The organism is Variovorax paradoxus, from assembly GCF_022009635.1.
Lineage (GTDB): Bacteria > Pseudomonadota > Gammaproteobacteria > Burkholderiales > Burkholderiaceae_C > Variovorax.
Genome location: NZ_CP091716.1, coordinates 4271005 through 4294835, shown reverse-complemented (window position 1 = coordinate 4294835; position 23831 = coordinate 4271005). Strand labels below are relative to the sequence as shown.

The following is a 23831-nucleotide window of genomic DNA, read 5'->3' as shown; positions in this document are numbered from 1 at the left end:
GGGGCGGATCGGGCGGTTCGCGCCCGGTGCTTACTTGGACATCGAGTCCTTGGACATGCTGTCTTTCGACATCGAGTCCTTCTTCATGGCGTCCTTGGACATGCTGTCCTTCGACATCGAATCCTTCTTCATGGCGTCTTTCGACATGGAGTCCTTCGCCATCGAGTCTTTCTTCATGCCGTCCTTGGACATCGAGTCCTTGGCCATGCCGTCCTTCGACATTTCGTCGGCGGCAAAGGCCGAGGCGCCGGCGAAGGCGATGCAGGTGGCGAGCAGGGTTGCGGTGAGCTTGTTCATTTGGAATCTTCCAGTTGAGGTGTCATTTTTCAAAAAAGATCGGCCCGGTCCCAGGGAACACGGCCTCGCGCTTTCATCGGCAGTCGAGCGGCTGTGGCAGCCCCTCAGCTCCCTCCGAACCAGTTGTAGCCCTGGTCTTCCCAGTAGCCACCGGAATAGGTGTTGGTGACGAACATCGCCTTGATGTGCTTCGGGTTCTTGTAGCCAAGCTTGGTCGGCATGCGCAGCTTCATGGGGAAGCCGTACTTGGGCGGCAGCGGCTGGCCGTCGTAGGTCAGCGTCAACAGCGTCTGCGGATGCAGCGCGGTGGGCATGTCGATGCTGGTGTAGTAGTCGTCGGCGCACTTGAAGCCCACGTACTTGGCGGTGGTGTCGGCGCCGATGCGGCGCAGGAAGTCGGCAAAGCGCACGCCGCCCCAGCGGCCGATGGCGCTCCAGCCCTCCACGCAGATGTGCCGGGTAATCTGGTCTTCCTGCGGCATGGCGCGCAGCTCGGCCAGCGTCCAGGCATGCTTGTCGGCGACCATGCCGGTCACTTCCAGCTTGTAGCCGGCTTCGTCGACCTCGCGCACTTCGTCTTCGCCGTAGTAGGCGTTGAACGGGAAGGGACGGGTGATCTCTGCCTCGGTGTAGGTCGGCGCGAGCTGCGTGGGGCTGAAGATCAGGCCCTGCACCTTGTCGTTGAAGCGCGAGATCTTCGTCAGCGCGGCGTCGACCTGCGCGTTGTCGCTGATGCTGCAGCCCGTGAGCAGAGACAGGCCGCCCAGCGTCAGCGAGCGTTGCATGAAGAGGCGGCGCGAGGGCTGGTCGAGCTTCTTTTCGATCAGCGTGCGGGCTTCGCGCAGCACGGCGTCGCCGTCGATGCCGCTCAGGGTGGGGGCCTTGAAGATTTTCATGATTGGGTCAGGCCTTGGGTGCGCGGCCGCGGAGCATGGTGAGAAGGGTGCGGGGCACCAGGGCCACCATCACCAGGTGCACGACGACGAAGGCCACGATGGCCGCCATCGCGAAGAAATGGATGCGGCGCGCGAACTCGTAGCCGCCCAGCAGGTCGCGCAGCACCGCGAACTGCACCGACTTCCACAGCACCAGGCCCGACAGCACGATCACGATCAGGTCGAGCATCACGAACAGGTAGGCCAGCTTCTGCACGCTGTTGTAGTGGCGCGGATCGGCATGCGAGAGCTTGCCCTTGAGCGCCGCCAGCGCGTCATGCAGCACGCCGCGCGGCGTGACCGGAAAGAACTTGGTGGCCAGCCGGCCGCTGGCGATGTTCAGCACCAGGTACAGCAGGCCGTTGAACACCAGCAGCCACATCGCGGCAAAGTGCCACTGCAGCGCGCCGCCCAGCCAGCCGCCGAGCGTGACCACCGTGGGAATGGTGAACGGGAAGAACGGCGACGCGTCGTAGATGCGCCAACCGCTCGTCACCAGCACCAGCACCGCCAGCGCATTGAGCCAGTGCGTGATGCGCATCCACAGCGGGTGGATGGGGCGGGGATCGGCATCAGGCGCGTTGGGGGCCTCGGCGGCAAGAGGGGCGATGGCTGTGCTGTTCATGGGGCGGATTGTTGGGCGCACCCCATGGCCGATTCATCACGCAAACTTCAATTAATCGTGATAACTCCAAAGCCCGTATCGCGGGACAATGCCACCCCATGGACACAGCCAAGCGAGTGCTGATCGTCGAGGACGACGCCCACATTGCCGAACTTCTGCGCATGCACTTGCGCGACGAAGGCTATGCGGTCGAGCATGCGGCCGACGGCCATGCCGGCCTGCGCGAGCTGGAGCGCGGCAACTGGGACGCGCTGGTGCTCGACCTGATGCTGCCCGGCGTCGACGGCCTGGAGATCTGCCGCCGTGCCCGCGCCATGACACGCTACACGCCGATCATCATCATCAGCGCCCGTTCCAGCGAGGTGCACCGCATCCTGGGGCTGGAGCTGGGCGCCGACGACTACCTGGCCAAGCCCTTCTCGGTGCTGGAGCTGGTGGCGCGGGTGAAGGCGCTGCTGCGGCGCACCGATGCGCTGGCCCGCAATGCCCGCATGGAGTCGGGCAGCCTGGCGCTGGGCAACCTCGACATCGAGCCGCTGGCGCGCGAGGTGCGGGTGGACGGCAAGCTCATCGAGCTCACGCCGCGCGAATTCGATCTGCTGTACTTCTTCGCCCGCAACCCCGGCAAGGTGTTCTCGCGGCTCGACCTGCTCAACCAGGTCTGGGGCTACCAGCACGACGGCTACGAGCACACCGTCAACACCCACATCAACCGGCTGCGCATCAAGGTCGAGGCCGATCCGGCGCAGCCCAGGCGCATCCTCACCGTGTGGGGGCGGGGCTACAAGCTGTCGGCCACGGCGAACGGGGAGGACTCGGCGTGATGTTCTGGAGTTCGCTCTCGCGGCGGCTTTCGGCCGTGTTCGCGGTGCTGCTGCTGGTGTGCTGCGGCGCATCGGCGTGGCTGCAGATGCGCTCCAACGGCATCCACGAGCAGGAAGTGGTGCAGCGGCTGTCGATCGGGCTCGCGGCGCATATCGCCGAGAACTCCGAACTCATGAACCCCGACGGCCTGAATCAGCCGGCGGTGAAAGACCTGTTCGACAAGCTGATGGCCGTCAACCCGAGCGTGGAGGTCTACCTGCTGGGGCTGGACGGCCGCATCAAGGCGCAGGCCGCGCCAGAGGGACACTTGAAGCGCGACACGGTCGGGCTGGAGCCGATCCGCAAGCTGCTGTCGGGCGCGCCGCTGCCCATCGGCGGGGACGATCCGCGCAGCCTCACGGCGTCCAAGGTGTTCAGCGCCGCGCCGCTGCGCATGGACGGGCGCGACGTGGGGTACGTCTACGTGGTGCTCCAGGGCGAGGACCACGATGCGCTGGTCGCCAACGTGGCCACCGACAACGTGCTGCGCACCACGCTGTGGTCGATGGGGCTGGTGGCGCTGCTCGGCCTGCTCGCGGGTCTTGCGGCCTTTCGTCTCATCACCCGGCCGCTGCGCGAGTTGACGGCGGCGGTGAAGCGCTTCGAGACCGAGGGCATCGCCTCCCTGGAGAGCGAGACGCCCACGCTGGAGCGCCTGTCTCGCGGCACCGACGAGATCGCGCAACTGGGCCAGGCCTTCACGCAGATGACGCGGCGCATCGCCGAGCAATGGCGTGAACTCACATTGCAAGACCAGCAGCGCCGCGAGCTGTTCGCCAACATCTCGCACGACCTGCGCACGCCGCTCACCTCGCTGCACGGCTACCTCGAAACCCTGCTGCTCAAGGCCGGCTCGCTCAGCGAGGAAGAGCGTCGGCGCTATCTGGAGATCGCGCTCGGCCAGAGCCGCAAGGTGGGCCGCCTCGCACAGGAAGTTTTCGAGCTGGCGCGGCTCGAATACGGCGTGGTCAAGCCCGAGAAGGAAAACTTCGCGCTCGCCGACCTGGTGCAGGACGTGTTCCAGAAGTTCGAGCTGGCCGCCGAGGCGCGCCACCAGCGCCTGAAGCCCGACATCGCGCCGGGCCTGCCGGTGGTGTCGGCCGACCTGGGAATGATCGAGCGCGTGCTGACCAACCTGCTCGACAACGCCATCCGCCACACCCCGGCGGGCGGTGAGATCGTGGTGCAGCTTCGTCCCGAGAACGCCGGCGTGACGGTGCAGGTGAGCGACACCGGGCCGGGCATTCCGGGCGAGCTGCAGAAGTCGCTTTTCATGCGACCGGTGTTCATGAGCGGCTCGCGCACCGACAGCGCGAGCAGCGGCGGCCTGGGTTTGGTGATCGTCAAGCGCATCCTGCAACTGCATGGCAGCGACATTCGCCTGGTGCAGCAGCCCGAAAAGGGCGCGGTGTTCCGCTTCCAACTGGGCAGTGCGGGGAGCGCGGCAGGGGCCTGAGCGGCTGTTTGCCTGTGTCGGGGGGGCGATGCTACAAGCGTGGCGCGACCCGTTCCCAAACACAGGAGACAAGAGACCATGCCAGTTTTCGACACTGTCCTGATCGAGAAGGACCCGCAACACCCGCGCATCGCGCGCCTGGTGCTGAACCGCCCGGAGAAGCTCAACGCCATCGGCGAGACCACGCCGTCGGAGATACGCCGCGCGGTCGAGTGGGCAGAAGCCGACGACGAGGTGCATGTGATCGTCGTCGAGGGCGCGGGCCGTGCCTTCTGCGCCGGCTACGACCTCGGCGACTATGCCGAAGGCCATGGTCGCGAAGGGCAGGGCGACCACCCCTGCCGGCAGGAGAAGACGCCGTGGGACCCGATGCTCGACTACGTTGCCATGAAGGGCAACACCGACGACTTCATGGCCCTGTGGCGCAGCCGCAAGCCAACCATCGCCAAGGTGCATGGCTACGCGGTGGCCGGCGGCAGCGACATCGCGCTGTGCTGCGACTTGCTGGCCATGGCCGACGACGCGCGCATCGGCTACATGCCCACGCGCGTGTGGGGCTGCCCGACCACCGCCATGTGGACCTACCGGCTCGGCGCCATGCGCGCCAAGCAGCTCATGTTCACCGGCGACACCATCGACGGCAGGCAGGCCGCCGAATGGGGACTGGCCAATTTCTCGGTGCCGGCGGACCAGCTCGAAGGGGCCACGCTGAAGCTGGCCCTGCGTATCGCGGGCGTGCCGCGTTCGCACCTGATGATGCACAAGCTGGTGGTCAACCAGGTGTGGCACTCGATGGGGCTGGAGCAGAGCCAGATGTTCGCGACCGTGTTCGACGGCATCACGCGGCACAACCCCGAAGGCATGTGGTTCCGGCGGCAGGCGGAGGCTGAAGGCTTCAAGAGTGCCGTGCGGTGGCGCGACAGCGGGCGGCCGATTCCGGAAGGCGATGAAGCCCGCGCGCGCATCGCGGAACTCGAAGCGAAGCTGGCCGCGCGCGGCTGAGCCGGTGCACGCCGTCGCGTGACGCATGTCACGCGACCGACATTTCCTCCCTCGATGATCCGGCGCGCCTGTTGCCAACCTGTTTGACGGCAAAAGGCGTGTAAATTTACATCGATATGAACAAAAGGGAGGAACTTAAATGCAGTTATTTACTTTTTCCAGGACCGCTCTGGCGGCTTGTGCGTGCGCTTTCGTGGCGGCATGCGGCGGTGGCGGCAACGACATGACGCCGCTGCTGCCGGTCTTGCCGGCTCCTGCGCCGCCGGCTCCGGCGCCGGCCCCGGCGCCCGCGCCCGTGGAAGCGGCCCCCGTGCTCGTCATCGCGCACCGCGGTGCTTCGGCGCTTCGGCCCGAACACACGCTGGCGTCATACCAGCAGGCCATCGACGACGGGGCAGACTTCATCGAGCCCGACCTCGTGCCCACCAAGGACGGCGAACTGGTTGCCCGCCACGAGAACGCCATCGCCATCGTGGACGCCTCGGGCAACGTGCTCGAGGCCACCACCAACGTGGCCGACGTGCCCAAGTTCGCCAGCCGCAAGGCCACCAAGACCATCGACGGCCGTACGATGACCGGCTGGTTCACCGAGGACTTCACGCTGGCCGAACTGAAGGAGCTGAAGGCTCGCGAGCGCATTCCGAAGGTGCGACCGGCCAACGTGTCGTACAACGACCAGTTCCAGGTGCCCACGCTCGACGAGGTGATCCAGCTCGCCAAGACGCAATCGGTGGCCAAGGGCCGCGTGATCGGCATCTATCCCGAGACCAAGCATCCGACCTACTTCCGCTCGATCGGCCTGCCGCTCGAGAAGAAGCTGATCGACACGCTGCAGAAGCACGATCTGAACAAGGCCGATGCGCCGGTGTTCGTGCAGTCCTTCGAAACCGGCAACCTGAAGGACATCCGCCTGAGCAGCAAGGTGCGGATCATCCAGCTCGTCTACTCGGAGGGCGCGCCCTACGATCTGGAGGTTCTGGGCGACAAGCGGACCTATGCCGACCTCAAGAAGCCCGCGGGCCTGGCCGAGATCGCGACCTATGCGCAGGGCATCGGCGCGGACAAGGCGAGCGTGATCCCGGTGGTCGACGGCAAGCTCGGCACGCCGACCTCGCTCGTGAAGGACGCGCACGACAAGAAGCTGCAGGTTCACGTCTGGACCTTCAGGCCCGAAAACAACTTCCTGCCGGACAGCCTCAAGAAAGAGCCGAAGACCAACCCGATCGCATACGGCGATACCGCGGGGGAAATCAAGGCTTTCCTGGACGTCGGCATCGACGGCCTCTTTGCCGACAGCCCCGCCACAGCGGTGCCGGCGGTGAAGGCGTTTCTCGCTGCGCAGCGCAAGTAGGGCGCGCAGCAGATGCGGGCGGCGGTGCCGCCCGCGGGCCGGACTCAGACCGGTGGCGAGCAGGACGGCAGGAACGGGCGCACGCCGGTCACGCTCGGGTTGTCGTCCACGCCCACCGAGTTGCGGGTGAAGTTGCAGCCGTACTTCGAATCCTTGATCGTGGCAGGGGTGAGAACGTCGTCGCCGGCAGGCTTCGCGGTGTTGTCCTTTTCCCAGTTGATCATGGCGATGAAGGCTTCTTCCTGCTCCTTGATGGTGAAGTCGCAATGCGTGATGCCGCGGATCGCGCGCTGCACCAGCCACTGGCTGTTGCCCTTGGCTGCCACGCGCTTGTTGTAGATCTGTTCCATGCTGAACGGCACGTACAGGTCGCCCAGCGTGTGCAGCGTGACCACCGGGATCTTGAACTCGCCGTTGACCTTGGGAATCCAGCGCAGGCCGTCGGTGCGCAGGCGGTTCGCGTCCGGCGCGGCCGTGAGCTTCTGGGCCAGCGCGTTGAGTGCGTCGGATGCGTCGGTGTCGCCGTCGATCTTGTAGACGAAGCGGTTGGTGTCCAGCGTGCTCTTGTTGAGGATGCCGTTGACCGTGCCATCGCTGCCGAACACACCCCAGACCGCCTGGAACGAGCGGCCGTTCTGCAAGGAGAAGTCGAAAAGAGGTCGCGGGCCGCCGGTCAAGTTTTCGAGCACCGAGGCGTACTGGTCTCCCACAGCGCCGTTTCGCACGATGGTCGTGGCCGAGAAAGTCGAGAAGAGTGTCGGCGTGACCTGCGTCGCGATGTCAGCCCATTTCGGCGTGGGATAGCTGGCCTTGCCCGCCAGCGCCTGCGCGGTCACCTGCGCGGCGGCGAAATAGTCGAACAACTCCGTGTCGCCCACCACGCCGCACATCGGCACCGCGCCGTTGTACTTCACCTTGTGGTTGGCCGTGGCATAGGTCTCGTCCTCGATGGCCGCCGCCGTGATGTGGCCGCCCATCGAATGGCCGGTGATGAAGATCTTGGACGGCGCGGCCAGGTTGCGGCCATTGGCCTTGGCGATGGCGTTGAACTGCAGGGCGAGGGCGTTGGTGTCTTCCACGCCGGCGCGCACGTCGTAGTAGTTCTTGCTGTAGCTGGAGGCCGCCCAGGCATAGCCGTTCTGGATCAGATAGCGGCGGATCGTCGGCGAGCCTGCTTGCAACAGGTTGCCTTCGCCGGCATAGCCGTGCGCGTACATCACGAGCTGGCCGTTCCAGTTGGCGGGCACCTCGACGTTGTACTGGGCGCCGCCCAGCATGCCGGCCCAGCGGCTGGTGGTGCTGTTGTCGACCGTATCGCTCCCGTCCGCAGCGAGCGCGGCGAAGGTGGTGGCCGAGGGATCCGCCGGCGCGAACGAGTTACGGCCGTCCTGCAGACGGGTTTCTTCAGCGACGGGCGCGGGTGCCGGCGCGGGCGGCGGCGCCGCGGCGGGCGCAGGCGCGGGGGTGGGAATGAAGCCGAGGCTGTTGCCGCCGCCACCTCCACCGCCGCAGGATGCGACGGCGAGGCTGGCTGCCAGGGCAAGAAGTGTCAGGCGTGCTGAATGCATGGGGTGTCTCTCTCCGTTCTTGTGAGTTCTTGGAAGAAAAAGCCGACGCGGCGCTGCACCCGCGATCGTTCAGAACGACCGTGCTATTTCGCTGGCCGGCGGCGCAGCGTAGATGTGTTGCGAAATGTATTGCCGAGGGATTTCCCGCAACGGCTATCGCATGCGCGACAGCAACCACCGCGTCGGCGGGGTGCCTCAGTCCTTGCGGCGCGTGACCACCACCGTCGCCTCGAGGCCTTCGTAAGCCTCGGCGTCGCCGTACCAGCTGCCTGAGATCGGCGCCGCCTGGGCCGGGTCGCGCGTGACGCCGACGCGGATCAGCTGGCCGCTGCCCATCAGGTTGTTGGTGGGGTCGAAGGCCATCCAGCCGATGCCCGGCAGGTAGGCCTGCAGCCAGGCATGCGTGGTGCCAGCGCCGGTCATCGATTCGCCCTGGGTCTGCGCCGCGGTGTCGAGCGCGGCGTCGTAGATGTAGCCCGAGACGAAGCGCGTGGCGATGCCAAGGCGCCGCGCGGCTTCCATCATCAGCAGCGCATAGTCGCGGCAACTGCCGCTGCCCAGCGCCAGCGTGGCCAGCGGCGTCTGCGTGCCTTCCTCGTCGCGCGCCTTGTATTCGAGGCTCTGGCCGATGTGCGCGTTCATGCGCGTGAGCACTTCGCGGGTGCTGTTGGGCTTGTCGGTGTGCAGGAACTGGTGGGCCCAGCGGATCAGCGTGCCCTGCGTGTCGTCGTCGTGGTGCGGGCGCAGGTAGTGCTCGAGGTCCAGCCGCTCCTGCACCGAATAGGCGAAGGGCAAGAATTCGGCGGCGGGGTCGAGCGCGAGCTGGTCCTGCTGGGCCGGCACATGCTCGATGGTGAAGGAGCACACGATGCGCAACTCGGTCGCCTCGCCCATCGGCTGCACCAGCGCGACGGAGTTGGAGTGCGGGTCTTGAATCAGCCGCGTGAAAGCTTCGGGGCTCACCTGCAGGTCGGTGGCCAGCACACGCAGGTCGTGGCTGTCGCGCGGGCGGAACATCACGCGGTGCAGGCCGAACGTGACCGGCTTGTTGTAGCGGTAGACGGTGGTGTGCGTGATGTCGTATTGGGTGGCCATGCGATGCATTCTGGGGCCTTCGTGCGGCAAGAGGTGGAATGCGGCGGGCACTTGCCGCAGAATCGGCGCCCGCCCGCGCCTTGACGGGCTTTTGTCGACTTGCCGGGAGGTCTCGACTCGCCATGTACTCCGCCACTTTCATCTTCGCCAAGAAGCAGTTCGACGACGAGTTCCATCGTCTCGACCAGACCATCGCCGCCGCCGCGAAGTCGCTGCCCGGCTACCTGGGCGAGGAGACGTGGGAGAACACCGGCAACGGGCTGGTGTCGAACGTCTACTACTGGGATTCGCTGGACAGCCTGCAGGCGCTGATCCGCCACCCCGTGCACCAGCAGGCGAAGGCGGCGCAGGCGAATTGGCTCGATGGGTACAAGGTGGTGATCGCCGAGGTGCTGCGCACGTATGGGGACAGCCGCATCGACCACCTGCTGGCGCCTCTGGGGCAGCCTGGCTGACGAGCAGCCCGAATGGGGCGCCTCAGAGGCGCTGCGTTCCCAAAGCCTTGGCCAGCGTGGCGGGCAACGGTAGCGGCTCCGCATGCCATTGCGCGGCCAGCAGTTCGGCGCACAGCGCGGCGAAGCTCAGGCCGCGCGAGCCCAGTGCGGTGCAGGCCCAGAGGCCCGTGGCGGAGCCTTCGAGCGGGCCGACCAGCGGGCGACGGTCGCCCGACGCGCAGCGGATGCCGACCCAGCTTTCGACATCGCCGCTCGAGAACGACGGCGCCAGTGCGGCGGCGGACGCAGGGTGGAGCCGCGCCAGTCGCTCGCGGTTCGCATCGGCATCGGTGGCTGTCGGCGCGAGGTCGGTGCTGTCGCGGTCGAAGGTGGCGCCGGCCAGCCAGATCTGGGTGCCCGGGCCATCGGGGACATGGGCGATCAGGTGGCCGTCGCCGTTGATCGGGGTGGGGGGCAGGGCGGTGCTGCCGGGCATGGCGCCCCAGGCGACTTGGCCGCGCACGGGTTGCAGCGGAAGCGCTGGTGCGAAGCGGCCCGATTCATGGCCGGCGCAGATGACGACGCGGTCGGCCTCGGCCAACGACTGGCCGGCCGGGTCTAAGAGCTGCCAGCCGCCGGGTTCCAGTTCTACCCGCGCCACGCGACAACCGCCGCGAAACTCGACGCCCGGCTGGCGCAGCCACGCGGCGATCAGCCGGTGCGGCCGCACCCAGGCCGCGCGCGAATGCCAGAGAGCCGGGGTGTCGCCGGGCAGTCCAGTGCTGGCCAGTTGTCCGGCGCTCGCGGGCCAGGATTCGTTGGGACCGCTGGCGCCCCATCCGGCAGGCACGCGCACGTCGCCGTCGGGCCTGCGCTCGAGCACGCCGCTGGCGCGCCAGTCGCGGCCGTCCTCCAGCAGCCTTTCGAGTTCCGTCCAGGTGACGCGAATGCCGGCGCGCGTGAGCCGCGACAGCAGCGCGTCGTCGGGCGACACATGCGGCGCGAGCATGCCCACGGGCAGGCCCGAGGCGCCCGAGGCCGGCCAATCGGCCGCATCGAGCACAGTGACCCGCCAGCCACGCCGCGCCAGGCTCGCCGCCACCGCCGCGCCGGCCAGGCCTGCGCCAATGACGGCGCAGTGCCCGGGTGCGTCGATGCGTTCGGGCGGCGGCTCCCGGCGGCGCACCGTCCAGGCGGGCGCGAACACGCCGCGCAGGCAATCGCGCTTGGGCGGCAGGCCCTTGTATTTCTCGACCGCGAAGCCGTATTGCTGGAGCGCATCGCGGATGGCCCGCGCGATGGTCCAGGTGGCGATGCGGGTGCCCTGCCGTGCAAAGCGCGAGACGGCCTTCAGCGTGTCTGCCGACCACATGTCCGGGTTCTGCTGCGGGCTGAAGCCGTCGAGGAAGATGCTGTCGGCCTCGAAGCGCTGCGCGCGAAGCATCGGCTGCACGTCGCCGATGCACAGCGTGAGCAGTACCCGGCCGTCGTCGAAGCTCAGCCGGTGAAAGCCGGGCAGCAGCCCGTGCCACTGCGCGGCCAGTTCCCCGGCCAGCGCCGCAAGCTCAGGGTAGGCCCCGGCCCCGCGCAGCAGATCGCCGGGCGCGACCGGATGCGCCTCGACCGAGACGAAGTGCAGCATGCGCGGCCGCTCGGGGTCCGCGCGCCACGCCTGCCAGGTTGTCAGGAAGTTGAGGCCCAGCCCGAAGCCGGTTTCGAGAATCAGCCATTGCGGCTGTCCGGCCCAGGCCTCGGGCAGGCCGCAGCCGCCCAGGAACACATGGCGCGATTGCGCCAGTGCGCCGGTTTCTGTGTGATAGATGTCGTCGAAGCGTTCGCTGCGCGGCACGCCGTCGGCGCGCCAGGTGACGGGCTCGGCCGCCAAGGCGGGGTCAGTTCGACGGGGGGACGTAGCCTTGCGCCACGTCGGCGCCTTCGCCAAAGAAGTGCTTTTCCATCTGGCGCGCCAGGTACTGGCGGGCGCGCAGGTCGGCCAGGTTCAGCCTGTTTTCATTGACCAGCATCGTCTGCTGCTTGAGCCAGGCGGCCCAGGCCTCCTTGCTGACGTTCTCCCACAGGCGCTTGCCCAGTTCTCCGGGATAGGGCGGGAAGTCGAGCCCTTCGGCCTCTTTGCCGAGCTTGATGCACTGAACCATGCGTGCCATTTCTGTTGCCTCTGGTGGGGAAAGCGGTTGCTTAGTTGATTTCGCTATTTAGAACTGAAAACTTGGTCGTTCCAGTTTCTATATGTCGTATTGAGAATACGCAGCTTCATTGATATGCCTTTTTAGAGCAAGACACCATGAGCCTTCGCCGCGACTTTATCAAGCTTTCCCTGGGTGCCGGCGTGGCCGGTGCCATGGCCCTGTCGGCATTGCCGACGTTCGCCCAAGGCGGCGCGGGTCCCGTGACGCTGCTGAACGTGTCGTATGACCCGACCCGCGAGCTGTACGTGGACTACAACCAGGCCTTCGCCAAGTACTGGAAGGCCAAGACCGGCCAGGACGTGACGGTCAAGCAGTCGCACGGCGGTTCGGGCAAGCAGGCCCGCTCGATCATCGACGGCATCGACGCCGACGTGGCCACGCTGGCCCTGGGCGGCGACATCGATGCGCTCGTCACGCATGGCGGCCTGGTCAAGCCCGACTGGCAAAAGCGCCTGCCGCACAACTCGGCCCCCTACACCTCGACCATCGTGTTCCTGGTGAAGAAGGGCAACCCCAAGGGCCTGAAGGACTGGGACGACCTGGTCAAGCCCGGCGTGCAGGTGATCACCCCCAACCCCAAGACCTCGGGCGGCGCCCGCTGGAACTACCTGGCCGCCTGGGAGTTCGCCAAGCGCAAGTACGGCGGCGACGCCAAGGCCAAGGAATACATCGGCAACCTGTTCAAGAACGTGCCGGTGCTCGACACCGGCGCGCGCGGTGCGACCATCACCTTCGTGCAGCGCGGCGTGGGCGACGTGCTGCTGGCCTGGGAGAACGAAGCCTTCCTGGCGCTGAAGGAATTCGGCCCCGAGAAGTTCGAGATCGTGGTGCCTTCCATCTCCATCCTGGCCGAGCCCAGCGTGGCGGTGGTCGACAAGGTCGTCGACAAGAAGGGTACGCGCGCCGTGGCCGAGGAATACCTGAAGTACCTGTATTCCGACGAAGGCCAGGACATCGCGGGCCGCAACTTCTACCGCCCGACTTCGGAGAAGGCCAAGGCCAAGTACGACAAGCAGTTCCCCAAGCTCACGCTGGTGACCATCGACCAGGCCTTCGGCGGCTGGACGAAGGCCGACAAGGAGCACTTTGCCGATGGCGGCTCCTTCGACCAGATCTACGCCCCGAAGCAAAAGTAACCCCCCAGGCTGCGCGCACTTCGTGTCGCTTCGCCCACCCCCTGCCGGGGGCGGGCCGGCCGCTTCGGGTGGCCGTGCGCGGCGGCCTCGCGAATTCGCGCTCCTCTTTATCGAACGAAAGTCTCCCGTGTCCGTTCTCCTGATTGCCGGCAGCCCCTCGGCCCCGTCCCGTTCCACCGCCTTGCTCGAAGCGGTCGGTGAGCGGCTGGCCCAGCGCCATGCGCGGATCGAGCGGCTCGCCATTCGCGACCTGCCGGCGCAGGCGCTGCTGCTGGCCGAGTGGAACCATCCGGCCATCGTCAACGCGATCGCCAAGGTGGCAGAGGCTCGTGTGGTCGTGGTGGCCACGCCGGTCTACAAGGCCGCCTACAGCGGCGTGCTCAAGGTCTTTCTCGATCTGCTTTCGCAGAACGCCCTCAAGGGCAAGACGGTGCTGCCGCTGGCAACCGGTGGCAGCCCGCACCACATGCTCGCGCTCGACTACGCGCTGCGACCCGTGCTGCAGTCGCTGTCGGCGCGCCACATCCTGCCGGGCGTGTATGCCAGCGATTCGCAGATCACGCTGACGCCCGAAAACGCCTACCAAGTGCACCACGATCTGGCCGAGCGGCTCAACGAGGCCGTCGAAGTGCTTGCCACCGAAGGCCTGAAGCTGCCGCCGACCCACGGCTTCGAGCCGGTGCCTTTCTCACGCGTGCGATGTAGCGTCTGAGGCCGGGGCTCCGCGCGAGCCCGGCTTCTTCGGCCTCATCCCTGATCTCGCTTTTTAAAAACCGCCTGTGCGCGGTGCGGGAGAGCTTTTGCCCGACGTTTTGCAACACCAAGGAATCCACGCATGAACCCCGTTGCCACCGAAGACTCCGTGCTCGACACGACGCCGCGCTCGCTGTGGCGCGCGCTGGGCGACCTGGCCGTGAGCGCCATCGTCGTCAGCGCCATCGCGCTGATCGTCAGCTTCATCGCCGCTGCGTGAGCGCGCGGCCAACCCCATCGAGAGCTTTCCCATGACACTGATTTCCGCACCCCGCCGCCGCCTGATCCAGGGCGTTGCCGCCGCCGTCGCGCTGCCGTCCTTCGCCGCGCTGGCACAGGCGCCCGCGCGCCAGTTCCGTATCGGCAACCAGAAGGGCTACCTCACGCTGCTCAAGGGCCGTGGCACGCTCGAAAAGCGCCTGGCGCCGCTGGGCGTGAGCGTGAAGTGGACCGAGTTCACGGCCGGCCCGGTACAGCTCGAGGCGCTGAACGTCGGCTCCATCGATTTCGGCGACGTGGGCGAAGCGCCGCCCATCTTCGCGCAGGCCGCCGGCGCGCCGCTGGCCTACGTGGGGGCGACCGTGGTGCGTCCGCAATCGGAAGCGGTGCTGGTGCCCAAGGCCTCGGCCATCAAGACCGTGGCCGAACTGAAGGGCAAGAAGATCGCGCTCAACAAGGGCTCGAACGTCCACTACTTCATCGTCAAGCTGTTCGAGAAGCACGGCCTGTCTTACGCCGATCTGAACCTTGTGTACCTGCCGCCGGCCGATGCGCGCGCCGCCTTCGAGAAGGGCTCGGTCGACGCATGGGTCATCTGGGACCCGTTCCTGGCCGCGGCCGAGAAGTCGCTCGACGCGCGCATCCTGGCCGACGCCACCGGCGTGGTGGGCAACCGCGCCTACTACTTCTCGTCGCTCGACTACGTCGCGAAGAACGCCGACGTGCTGGCCATCGCCATCGAAGAGCTCAACAAGATCGACGTCTGGGGCGCCGCCAACAAGGCCGAACTGGCCGGCGAGCTCGCCGCGCTCTGGGGCCTGCCCAAGCCGGTGGCCGAGCTGTCGGTGAACCGCTCGGCCTACGGCACGACGCCCATCACCAAGGCCATCCTGGCGGAGCAGCAGAAGATCGCCGACACCTTCTTCGACCTCAAGCTGATCCCGAAGAAGATCAACGTGCTCGAAGCCGCCGGCGCGGGGATCGCGTGATGCAGATCTTCTGGTTCCTTCCCACGCACGGCGACAGCCGCTACCTCGGCACCGGCGAGGGCGCGCGCCCCATCGACCTGGCCTATCTGCAGCAGATCGCCGGCGCGGCCGACAACCTGGGCTACGAGGGCGTGCTCATTCCCACGGGCCGTTCATGCGAAGACCCGTGGGTCATCGCGTCAAGCCTGATCGGCTCGACGAAGAAGCTCAAGTTCCTGGTCGCGGTGCGACCCGGCCTGCACCAGCCCAGCCTGGCCGCGCGCATGGCCGCGACCTTCGACCGGCTCTCCGGCGGGCGCCTGCTGGTGAACCTGGTGACCGGCGGTGACCAGGCCGAGCTGGAGGGCGACGGCGTGTACCTCGACCACGCGGCGCGCTACGAGCAGTCGGCCGAGTTCATCCGCATCTGGCGCGAGATCATCGCGCGCAGCCACGACGGGCAGGCCTTCGACTACGAGGGCAAGCACCTGAGCGTGAAGGGCGCAAAGCTGCTGTATCCGCCGGTGCAGAAGCCCTATCCACCCGTGTGGTTCGGCGGCTCCTCCGCCCCCGCGCACGAGCTGGCTGCGGAGCAGGTCGACGCCTATCTCACCTGGGGCGAGCCGCCCGCGGAAGTCGCGAAGAAGATCGCCGACGTGCGCGCGCGAGCCGAACGCAAGGGCCGCAAGGTCGAGTTCGGCATCCGCCTGCACGTGATCGTGCGCGAGACCGAAGACGCCGCCTGGAAGGCCGCCGAAGAGCTCATCAGCCGCGTCGACGACGAGACCGTGATCCGCGCGCAGGCCGCCTTCGCGCGCATGGATTCCGAAGGCCAGCGCCGCATGGCCGCGCTGCATGCGGGCGGCGCGAAGCGTTCGCGCGCCGATCTGGAGATCGCGCCGAACCTCTGGGCCGGCGTAGGTCTGGTGCGCGGCGGTGCGGGCACGGCACTGGTGGGCGATGCCAAGACCGTCGCCGCGCGCATCGAGGAATACGCGGCGCTCGGCCTCGACAAGTTCATTCTCTCGGGCTACCCGCACCTCGAGGAGGCCTATCGCTTCGCGGAGCTGGTGTTCCCGCTGCTGTCGCGCAAGGCGAAGACGCAGCTGGCCGGTGGTTCGCTCAGTGGCCCCTTCGGTGAAGTCGTCGCCAATCTCGACGCGCCCTCGCGCCTCGTTTCCCAAAGCTGAAGGACTTCATGCCATGACCGAACAAGTACAGGAACTGCCGGCCGTCGCGCCAGCCGAAAGCCAGGGCAACGTGTTCAAGTCCTTTGCGGTCAACGTCGCGAAGCGGCTGGTGCCGTGGCTGGTGCCCGTGGGGCTCATCGTGTTCTGGCAGATCGCATCTTCGCTGGGCTGGCTCAGCACGCGCGTGCTGCCGGCGCCGGTGGATATGGTCAAGGCTGCGTGGAACCTCACGGTGTCGGGCGAGCTGTGGACGCATGTGAAGGTGAGCGCCGGCCGCGCGCTGGCGGGCCTGGCCATCGGCGGCGGGGCAGGGCTGGCGCTGGGCCTGCTGACGGGATCGGTGAAGTTCGCCGAGACGCTGCTCGACTCGACCATCCAGATGGTGCGCAACATTCCCGCTCTGGCGTTGATTCCGCTGGTCATCCTGTGGTTCGGCATCGACGAGTCGGCCAAGCTGTTCCTGATCTCGGTGTCGGTGTTCTTTCCGATCTACCTGAACACCTTCCACGGCATCCGCAACGTCGATCCGCAGCTCATCGAGATGGGGCGCACCTACGGCCTGTCGCGCTGGCAGCTGTACCGCGAGGTGATCCTGCCGGGCGCGCTGTCGTCCATTCTCGTGGGGCTGCGCTTCTCGCTGGGCCTGATGTGGGTGATCCTGATCGTGGCCGAGACCATCTCGGCGCAGGCCGGCATCGGCTACCTGACGATGAACGCCCGCGAGTTCCTGCAGACCGACATCGTGCTGGTAGGCATCCTGCTGTACGCGTTGCTCGGCAAGCTGGCCGACCTGTTCGCGCGCGGCCTGGAGCAGTGGTGGCTGCGGTGGCATCCGGGCTACCAGCGCAAGGCGAAGTGAGGGCAGAGGCATGACGACGCATTCATCTTCCATTTCGCGACGCACGGCCATCGCGACGCTGGCCGCTCTGGGCTCGGGCGCGGTGCTCGCGCAGGGCGCCGGCTCGCGGCCCGTCACGGTGCGGCTGGGCTACCAGAAGTCTTCCACGCTGATCGCCGTGCTGAAGGCACAAGGCGTGCTCGAAAAGCAGCTCGCGCCGCTGAACGCCACGCTGAGCTGGCATGAGTTCACCAGCGGCCTTCCGCTGCTCGAGGCGCTGAACCTCGACAACCTCGACATCAGCGCCGACGTGGCCGACACCGTGCCGGTGTTCGCGCAGGCTGCCGGTGCCGACCTGACTTTCATCGCGCAGGAAGCACCGTCGCCCGCGGCCCAGGCCATCGTGGTGCGCGAAGACTCGCCGATCAAGACCGTGGCCGATCTGAAGGGAAAGAAGGTCGGCTTCGCCAAGGCGGCCGGCGCGCACTACCTGCTGATCGCCGCGCTCGACAAGGCAGGCCTGTCTTTCAGGGACATCGAGCCCGCCTACCTCACGCCCGCCGACGGCCGTGCCGCTTTCGAGAAGGGCGCGATCGACGCATGGGTGGTGTGGGACCCGTTCCTGGCCGCGGCGCAGCGCCAGTCGAAGGTGCGCGTGCTGGCCGATGGCGCTGGCATCGCGTCTTACCAGCGTTACTACCTTGCCAGCACCAAGTTCGCGAAGGCGCGGCCCGATGTGCTGCGCGTGGTTTATGCCGAGCTCGAGAAGACCGGCAAGTGGGTCAAGCAGAACCCGAAGGACGCGGCGACGCTGCTCGCGCCCGTGTGGGGCCTGGACGCCGCGACCATCGAGCAGGCCAACGGCCGCCGCAGCTATGCGGTGCGGCCGGTGGTGGCCGAAGGCCTGACCGAACAGCAGCGCATTGCCGATGCCTTCTTCGCCGAGAAGCTGTTGCCCCGAAAAATCGACGCGCTGAACGTGGCGCTGTTCAAACCCGGAGCCTGAAGCCCATGAGTGCCGTCCTGAAAGACATCCAACCCCAGGCCATCATCCCTGGCGGCGTTCGCCTGGAGGCGCGCGGCCTGCACAAGCGCTACGGCGCGCGCGAAGTGCTGCGCAACACGCGGCTGGCCATCGAACCCGGCCAGTTCATCGCCATCGTCGGGCGCAGCGGCTGCGGAAAGAGCACGCTGCTGCGGCTCATCGCGGGGCTCGAGGAGCCGAGCTCCGGCGGGCTGTACACCGACGGCAAGGAAGTGCATGGCCTGCACGACGACACCCGGATCATGTTCCAGGAGGCACGCCTGCTGCCCTGGCGCCGCGTGCTCGACAACGTGACGCTGGGCCTGCCGAACGACGCCAAGGCGCGCGGCAAGGAAGTGCTGGCGCAGGTCGGCCTGGCCGATCGCGAGAACGAATGGCCGGCGCGCCTGTCGGGCGGCCAACGCCAGCGCGTGGCACTGGCGCGCGCGCTGGTTCACCACCCGCGCCTGCTGCTGCTCGACGAACCGCTGGGAGCGCTCGACGCGCTCACGCGCATCGAGATGCACCGCCTCATCGAGAACCTGTGGCAGCGCCACCGCTTCACCGCGCTGCTGGTGACGCACGACGTGCAGGAGGCCGTCGCGCTGGCCGACCGCGTGATCCTCATCGAGGACGGGCGTATCGCGCTTGACGAGAACATCGCGCTGGCCCGCCCGCGCTCGCAGGGCGACCCGGCTTTTGCCGCGATAGAGAAACGAATCCTCGACAGGGTGCTGCAGAAGCCGGAAGACACCGCGCCCGAGAGCACCGACGCCAGCTGGCTTGGCACACCCGCGCACGCATTGCGCTGGGCGATCTGAGCTTCTTCATCCATCAGCCCATTTGAAAGGTAGTCGCATGTCGCAGAACTGGAAATTCGAAACCCTGTCGGTGCACGCCGGCTATTCGCCCGACCCGACCACCCGCGCGGTCGCGCCTCCCATCTACCAGACGGTGGCCTACGCCTTCGACAGCGCTCAGCATGGCGCCGACCTGTTCGACCTGAAGGTGCCGGGCAACATCTACACCCGCATCAACAACCCGACGCAGGACGTGCTGGAGCAGCGCGTGGCCGCGCTCGAAGGCGGCATCGCCGCGCTGGCGCTGGCCTCCGGCCAGGCGGCCGTGACCTACGCGATCCAGACCATCGCGGAGGCGGGCGACAACATCGTCAGCAGCACGGCGCTCTACGGCGGCACCTACAACCTGTTCGCGCACACGCTGCCGCAGTTCGGCATCACCACGCGCTTCGCGGACCACCGCGACCCGGCGAGCTTCGAGAAGCTGTTCGACGACAGGACCAAGGCGGTGTTCGTCGAATCGCTGGGCAACCCGGCGGGCAACGTGACCGACATCGCGGCCATCGCCGAGATCGCGCACCGCCACGGCGTGCCGCTGATCGTCGACAACACGGTGCCGTCGCCTTACCTGAGCCGGCCCATCGAGCACGGCGCCGACATCGTGGTGCATTCGCTCACCAAGTACCTGGGCGGCCACGGCACCAGCATCGGCGGCGCCATCGTCGATTCGGGCAAGTTCCCGTGGGCCGAGCACAAGCAGCGCTTCAAGCGGCTGAACGAGCCCGACGTGAGCTACCACGGCGTGGTCTACACCGAGGCGCTGGGCCCGGCCGCCTACATCGGCCGCGCGCGCGTGGTGCCGCTGCGCAACACGGGCGCGGCCATCTCCCCGTTCAACGCTTTCCTGATCCTGCAGGGCATCGAGACGCTGGCGCTGCGCGTGGACCGCATCAGCGACAACGCGCTCAAGGTGGCGCAGCACCTGAAGGCGCACAAGGCGGTGAAGTGGGTCAACTACGCGGCACTCGAAGATCACCCCGACCACGCACTCGCGAAGAAGTACCTCGGCGGCAAGGCCAGCGGGGTGCTGACATTCGGCATCGGCAGCGGCCGCGAGGGCGGGGCGAAATTCCTCGATGCGCTGAAGCTCTTCACGCGGCTGGTGAACATCGGCGACGTGCGTTCGCTGGCCACCCACCCGGCATCGACCACGCACCGGCAGCTGTCGCCCGAAGAACTGGCACGCGCCGGCGTGACGGAAGACACCGTGCGCCTGTCGGTAGGCATCGAGCACATCGACGACCTGATCGCCGACCTCGATGTTGCTCTGGCAGCAGCGTCCTGAACATTGCAGATAGAACCATGACAACACTCAACACCATCCCCGAAGCCGCGCTGGACCAGCTGTTCCGCAAGGCCCGCACCGTGCACGCGTTCAAGCCCGTGCCTGTGACCGACGAACTGATCCACAGGCTCTACGACCTCGTGAAGTGGGGCCCGACCGCCTTCAATGCCCAGCCGGCGCGCTACGTGTTCGTGCGCAGCGAAGAGGCCAAGGCCAAGCTGAAGCCGGCGGTGTCGGCGGGCAACACCGCGCAGACGCTGGCGGCCGGCGTGACGGTGATCGTGGCGCACGACACGCGCTTCTACGAGCACCTGCCCACGCAGTTCCCGGCCTACAACGCCAAGCCGCTCTTCGAGAAGAGCGCCGAAGCCGCGCAGGCCACGGCCTTCCGCAACAGCAGCCTGCAGGGCGCTTACCTGATCCTGGCGGCGCGCTCGCTCGGCCTCGACGCGGGACCGCAATCGGGATTCAACGCCGAGCTGGTCGACAAGGCCTTCTTCCCAGATGGCCGCTACAAGGCCAACTTCCTGGTGAACCTTGGCGTGGCGGACCATGCCGGCACCTTCGAGCGCGGCCCCCGGCTGGCGTTCGATGAAGTGGCCGAGATCGTCTGACGGCGGCCGCTTCATTTCATTTCATTGCTCGTGCTTTTCCTGAACGAATTTCCTCAACCCGAAAGAGAACCCATCATGTCCATTCAAGCCATCAACGTACGCAACCAGTTCAAGGGCAAGGTCCGCGAAATCATCCGCGGCGACGTCGTCTCCGAAGTCGATGTCGAAACCGCCTGGGGCATCGTGACCTCGGTCATCACCACGCGCTCGGTCGATGAGCTGCAACTGAAGGTGGGCTCCGACGTCGTCGCGCTCGTGAAGTCGACGGAAGTCTCCATCGCCAAGCTCTGACAGACCTTCGGGCTTTCCGAGAAGACCCGGCGCCGTATTGGCGCCGGGTTTTTTCGTTTACGGGACTGATTGTTTGCAGTTGCTTTTAGTGATTTACAAGTGCCCGGAAATCGAATGTGCTGAATGTCAGGAATTCGATCAATCTTTGAAAACCGTGCATCTGCCTTGAAGACCCCGCCATAGCATGCGCCGCGAGATCGTGGTCCATGCCTTGAACCGGCATGCGGCCGCATCTCGCGAAGAGTCGAAAAACCAAACGGAAATCTTCAGGGAGTCACCGCATGCGAGTGGAAATGGATGAGCATGGAATGATCAGTCACGCGCGAGTCAGGCATGCTCGCAGCACACGGATCGAAAGAGGAAGAAGAACGGGAGCCATCACGGGAATCGTGGTGCACCAGACGGACGCCGATACCTCGGCGTCTTCATTGAACAGCTACAGGCAGCCGGGTGCCAACGGCGCGCACTTTCTCATCGACAAGGATGGAACGATCTATCAGACGGCGGCGATTTATCAGCGTACGAATCACGTGGGGCCGCTGAAGGCGCGATGTTTGGCGATACAGAAATGCACCCTGGCCGACTTTCCCTCCAGGGCTGGCCCGACGGAGATGCATCGAATCGAAATGCTCAAAACGCCCTTCAACCGTTACCCGAGCAACATGGAGGCTATTGGGATCGAGATGGTTGGCAGGGCGAGGATGCCGACAGGGTTCAAACCATCTCGAAAAGAGGTCGATTGGTCAATCGAAAAGATAAGAGGCGAGCACAGCGTATTCGACGCACCGACTGCGGCTCAGAATCAATCCCTAGCGTGGCTCGTCAACGTACTCGTAGACTCGATAAAGATCAGCCCGACAGAGGTGTTCCGCCATCCAGTGGTTAGCAGCAAGAACAGAACGGAAGCGCAGGGCGCGAACTGGAAACTTCCCGAGCCAACACCATGAACAAGACAGACATCCTCACGGTTGCAGCTGTACTGCTCGCAGTGACTGCAGTGCTTCCGGCGCAAGCAGCCGATAGGCGATATCCGATCTCTTATGTGCACAAGATGGAGGTGACGGAGCCTTCAACGCGAAATATTGCCTGGGAGAACAAAGACTTCCTGGATTGCGGTGACGTCGTATTGACGGAAGAGGACGTTCGCTATGCCTTGCGGCATATGCGAAGAGTTTCGTGGAAGGGCTACGACCCCGAGAAGGTAGATGCCACGGGATGCGAAGGCGAGGCGCTCGTGACGTTCAAGAATGGGCGAGTGCTCGCCATGGGCATCGAGCCCACTGGGCGCATCGGCACTTTGGAGTACGACTCAAAGATGAAGGTTGTTGCGGGTTCCACGAGCTTCTACGAATGCTACCCGTGCAAGGTGCGAAAGATGGCTCTTCTGAAAGATGCCCTGAACCGCGCGGATGAGCGAAGACTCAAGAGGCTGGAGGCGGAAGGACAGATGACCCCTGGCGAGGCAGAGCGCAGGCTGAAAGTGTTGCGAGCCAGTCGCGACAAGCCTTGATGCTTGCCGTTCGACAAGAGCTATTGACCATCAACTCAAGAAAATGAACAGGACCAACGTCCTTGCGGCGGCGGCACTGACCGCTGCTGCAGTGGTATTACCGACGAAGGCGGCCGACCGTCGATATCCTATTAACTATGTCAAGAAGGTGGAAGTCACGCACCCTTCGCATCGAAGCGCTTGGGAGAACAAGGACTTCCTGAATTGCGACGACGTCGTTTTGACAGAAGAGGACGTCCTCTATGCCTTGCGACACATGCGTCGAGTTTCATGGAGAGCCTACGACCCGGAAAGAACCGATACCACAGGGTGCGAAGGGAGCGCCTTCGTCACGTTCAAGAACGGGAAGATCCTCGCCATGGGTATCGAACCCAATGGGCGCGCTCTTGCCCTTGAGTACGACGCAAAAATGAAGCTCGCGGGGAGTCCGACGAGCTTCTACGAATGCAGACCCTGCAGGGAGCGAAAGATGGCTCTTCTGAAAGATGCCCTGAACCGCGCGGATGAGCGAAGGCTCAAGAGGTTAGAAGCGGAAGGACGGATGGCCCCTGGCGAGGCAGAGCGCACGCTGAAAGTGCTGCGAGCCAGTCGCGATAAGCCTTGATGCTTGCCGTTCGGCGAGAGCTATTGACCGTCAACTCAAGAAAATGAAGAAGACCAACGTCCTTGCGGCTGCGGCGGCACTGACCGCTGCTGCAGCGGCATTACCGGCGCAGGCCGCCGACTGGCGATATCCCGTTAGCTATGTCAAAAAGGTGGAAGTCACGCATCCTTCGCACCGAAGCGCTTGGGAGGACAAAGACTTTCTGAATTGCGACGATGTCGTTCTGAAAGAGGAAGATGTGCGGTATGCCCTCAGGTACATGCGCAGGATTTCGTGGAAGTCCTACGACCCCGAGAACATGGGAACCACCGGATGCAAGGGGAGTGCCCTTGTTACGTTCAAGAACGGCAGAGTCCTCGCCATGGGCATCGAGCCCACCGGGCGAATCAGCACGGGAGAGTTCGACGAAAAGATGAACCCCACTGCCAGCCCGCCGGGCTTCTACGAATGCCGTCCGTGCGGAGAACGCAAGATGGCTCTTCTCAAGGAAGCGTTGAATCGCGCTGATGAGCGAAGGCTCAAGAGGCTGGCAGCGGAAGGGCAGATTCCTCCAGGCGAAGCGGAGGTCTGGCTGAGGAGGGCGCGGGCGGAGCGTGACAGGCCCTGATACTCTCATCAGCCTGAAGTCCTTCATCCACAACCCGCTGCGGCGGGTTTTCTTTTGGCTTGCCTCAAGCCGCAGAGTCCTTACTCGACCAGCGCATT

At 65.8% G+C, this 23831-nt stretch carries 27 protein-coding genes; 20 read left to right on the top strand and 7 right to left on the bottom strand.

Annotated elements, in window-relative coordinates; all coding sequences use genetic code 11:
* Positions 1-30: 30 nt before the first annotated feature.
* The 3 genes from L3V85_RS19840 to L3V85_RS19830 all read right to left on the bottom strand — a co-directional run bounded on the left by L3V85_RS19840 (position 31) and on the right by L3V85_RS19830 (position 1857).
* Complete coding sequence (locus L3V85_RS19840; RefSeq protein WP_237674441.1) at positions 31-297, bottom strand: pentapeptide MXKDX repeat protein; 267 nt, start codon at positions 295-297, stop codon at positions 31-33.
* A gap of 104 nt (positions 298-401) precedes the next feature.
* Complete coding sequence (locus L3V85_RS19835) at positions 402-1193, bottom strand: molybdopterin-dependent oxidoreductase (RefSeq protein ID WP_237674440.1); 792 nt, start codon at positions 1191-1193, stop codon at positions 402-404.
* A 7-nt stretch (positions 1194-1200) separates the two neighbouring features.
* Complete coding sequence (locus L3V85_RS19830; protein WP_237674439.1) at positions 1201-1857, bottom strand: cytochrome b/b6 domain-containing protein; 657 nt, start codon at positions 1855-1857, stop codon at positions 1201-1203.
* A 98-nt stretch (positions 1858-1955) separates the two neighbouring features.
* Between L3V85_RS19830 and L3V85_RS19825 the strand changes: the two genes are divergently transcribed.
* The 4 genes from L3V85_RS19825 to L3V85_RS19810 all read left to right on the top strand — a co-directional run bounded on the left by L3V85_RS19825 (position 1956) and on the right by L3V85_RS19810 (position 6530).
* Complete coding sequence (locus tag L3V85_RS19825) at positions 1956-2681, top strand: response regulator transcription factor (RefSeq protein ID WP_237674438.1); 726 nt, start codon at positions 1956-1958, stop codon at positions 2679-2681.
* Positions 2681-4177, top strand: coding sequence for a sensor histidine kinase (locus tag L3V85_RS19820; RefSeq protein WP_237680610.1), 1497 nt, complete (start codon positions 2681-2683; stop codon positions 4175-4177). The genes L3V85_RS19825 and L3V85_RS19820 overlap by 1 nt, the downstream gene beginning before the upstream one ends.
* A 39-nt stretch (positions 4178-4216) precedes the next feature.
* On the top strand, positions 4217-5179 hold the full coding sequence (locus L3V85_RS19815) for a crotonase/enoyl-CoA hydratase family protein (RefSeq protein WP_272933863.1): 963 nt from the start codon (positions 4217-4219) through the stop codon (positions 5177-5179).
* Between the two features lie 139 nt (positions 5180-5318).
* A complete protein-coding gene (locus L3V85_RS19810; RefSeq protein WP_237674436.1) occupies positions 5319-6530 on the top strand; it encodes a glycerophosphodiester phosphodiesterase in 1212 nt (403 codons plus the stop codon).
* A gap of 44 nt (positions 6531-6574) precedes the next feature.
* On the opposite strand, the gene L3V85_RS19805 is transcribed toward L3V85_RS19810, so the two are convergent.
* Positions 6575-8098, bottom strand: coding sequence for an alpha/beta hydrolase family protein (locus L3V85_RS19805; protein WP_237674435.1), 1524 nt, complete (start codon positions 8096-8098; stop codon positions 6575-6577).
* 195 nt (positions 8099-8293) lie between these two features.
* Positions 8294-9193 (bottom strand): transglutaminase family protein, encoded by a 900-nt coding sequence (locus L3V85_RS19800; RefSeq protein ID WP_237674434.1) that lies wholly within the window; start codon positions 9191-9193, stop codon positions 8294-8296.
* Positions 9194-9315: 122 nt separating this feature from the next.
* On the opposite strand from L3V85_RS19800, the gene L3V85_RS19795 reads away from it, so the two are divergent.
* Entirely contained in the window at positions 9316-9648 is a 333-nt protein-coding gene (locus L3V85_RS19795; RefSeq protein ID WP_237674433.1) for an antibiotic biosynthesis monooxygenase family protein, read from the top strand.
* Between the two features lie 22 nt (positions 9649-9670).
* Here L3V85_RS19795 and mnmC read toward each other — a convergent pair whose 3' ends face one another.
* Both mnmC and L3V85_RS19785 read right to left on the bottom strand, forming a co-directional pair.
* Entirely contained in the window at positions 9671-11512 is a 1842-nt protein-coding gene (mnmC, locus tag L3V85_RS19790; RefSeq protein ID WP_237674432.1) for an FAD-dependent 5-carboxymethylaminomethyl-2-thiouridine(34) oxidoreductase MnmC, read from the bottom strand.
* Positions 11513-11519: 7 nt separating this feature from the next.
* Positions 11520-11792: an oxidative damage protection protein gene (locus tag L3V85_RS19785; RefSeq protein ID WP_012748083.1), complete on the bottom strand. Its 273-nt coding sequence runs from the start codon at positions 11790-11792 to the stop codon at positions 11520-11522.
* A 137-nt stretch (positions 11793-11929) separates the two neighbouring features.
* Between L3V85_RS19785 and L3V85_RS19780 the strand changes: the two genes are divergently transcribed.
* The 15 genes from L3V85_RS19780 to L3V85_RS19710 all read left to right on the top strand — a co-directional run bounded on the left by L3V85_RS19780 (position 11930) and on the right by L3V85_RS19710 (position 23733).
* A complete protein-coding gene (locus L3V85_RS19780; protein ID WP_272933862.1) occupies positions 11930-12970 on the top strand; it encodes a sulfate ABC transporter substrate-binding protein in 1041 nt (346 codons plus the stop codon).
* Positions 12971-13097: 127 nt separating this feature from the next.
* A complete protein-coding gene (gene ssuE / locus L3V85_RS19775; protein ID WP_106934376.1) occupies positions 13098-13682 on the top strand; it encodes an NADPH-dependent FMN reductase in 585 nt (194 codons plus the stop codon).
* A 123-nt stretch (positions 13683-13805) separates the two neighbouring features.
* Positions 13806-13943 (top strand): hypothetical protein, encoded by a 138-nt coding sequence (locus L3V85_RS19770; protein ID WP_237674431.1) that lies wholly within the window; start codon positions 13806-13808, stop codon positions 13941-13943.
* A gap of 31 nt (positions 13944-13974) precedes the next feature.
* Positions 13975-14931 (top strand): sulfonate ABC transporter substrate-binding protein, encoded by a 957-nt coding sequence (locus L3V85_RS19765; protein ID WP_237674430.1) that lies wholly within the window; start codon positions 13975-13977, stop codon positions 14929-14931.
* The gene (ssuD, locus tag L3V85_RS19760) at positions 14931-16100 is read left to right on the top strand and encodes an FMNH2-dependent alkanesulfonate monooxygenase (protein ID WP_237674429.1); all 1170 of its coding nucleotides are present in this window, start codon (positions 14931-14933) and stop codon (positions 16098-16100) included. Before L3V85_RS19765 ends, ssuD begins: the two co-directional genes overlap by 1 nt.
* 13 nt (positions 16101-16113) lie before the next feature.
* Positions 16114-16959 carry an aliphatic sulfonate ABC transporter permease SsuC gene (ssuC, locus tag L3V85_RS19755; RefSeq protein WP_237674428.1) on the top strand — a complete coding sequence of 282 codons (846 nt, stop codon included), beginning with the start codon at positions 16114-16116 and terminating at the stop codon, positions 16957-16959.
* A gap of 10 nt (positions 16960-16969) precedes the next feature.
* Positions 16970-17944 carry an aliphatic sulfonate ABC transporter substrate-binding protein gene (locus L3V85_RS19750; protein WP_237674427.1) on the top strand — a complete coding sequence of 325 codons (975 nt, stop codon included), beginning with the start codon at positions 16970-16972 and terminating at the stop codon, positions 17942-17944.
* A 5-nt stretch (positions 17945-17949) separates the two neighbouring features.
* Complete coding sequence (locus L3V85_RS19745; RefSeq protein ID WP_237674426.1) at positions 17950-18783, top strand: ATP-binding cassette domain-containing protein; 834 nt, start codon at positions 17950-17952, stop codon at positions 18781-18783.
* 37 nt (positions 18784-18820) lie between these two features.
* Positions 18821-20107, top strand: coding sequence for an O-acetylhomoserine aminocarboxypropyltransferase/cysteine synthase family protein (locus L3V85_RS19740; protein ID WP_237674425.1), 1287 nt, complete (start codon positions 18821-18823; stop codon positions 20105-20107).
* Between the two features lie 17 nt (positions 20108-20124).
* Positions 20125-20721 carry a malonic semialdehyde reductase gene (locus L3V85_RS19735; RefSeq protein ID WP_237674424.1) on the top strand — a complete coding sequence of 199 codons (597 nt, stop codon included), beginning with the start codon at positions 20125-20127 and terminating at the stop codon, positions 20719-20721.
* Between the two features lie 75 nt (positions 20722-20796).
* Complete coding sequence (locus L3V85_RS19730) at positions 20797-21012, top strand: TOBE domain-containing protein (RefSeq protein ID WP_007829250.1); 216 nt, start codon at positions 20797-20799, stop codon at positions 21010-21012.
* 281 nt (positions 21013-21293) lie between these two features.
* Positions 21294-21959, top strand: a complete 666-nt coding sequence (locus L3V85_RS19725; protein ID WP_237674423.1) for a peptidoglycan recognition protein family protein — start codon at positions 21294-21296, stop codon at positions 21957-21959.
* Positions 21956-22522: a hypothetical protein gene (locus L3V85_RS19720; RefSeq protein ID WP_237674422.1), complete on the top strand. Its 567-nt coding sequence runs from the start codon at positions 21956-21958 to the stop codon at positions 22520-22522. The genes L3V85_RS19725 and L3V85_RS19720 overlap by 4 nt, the downstream gene beginning before the upstream one ends.
* A 43-nt stretch (positions 22523-22565) precedes the next feature.
* The gene (locus tag L3V85_RS19715) at positions 22566-23126 is read left to right on the top strand and encodes a hypothetical protein (RefSeq protein WP_237674421.1); all 561 of its coding nucleotides are present in this window, start codon (positions 22566-22568) and stop codon (positions 23124-23126) included.
* 43 nt (positions 23127-23169) lie between these two features.
* Positions 23170-23733, top strand: coding sequence for a hypothetical protein (locus L3V85_RS19710; protein WP_237674420.1), 564 nt, complete (start codon positions 23170-23172; stop codon positions 23731-23733).
* Positions 23734-23831 lie beyond the last annotated feature (98 nt).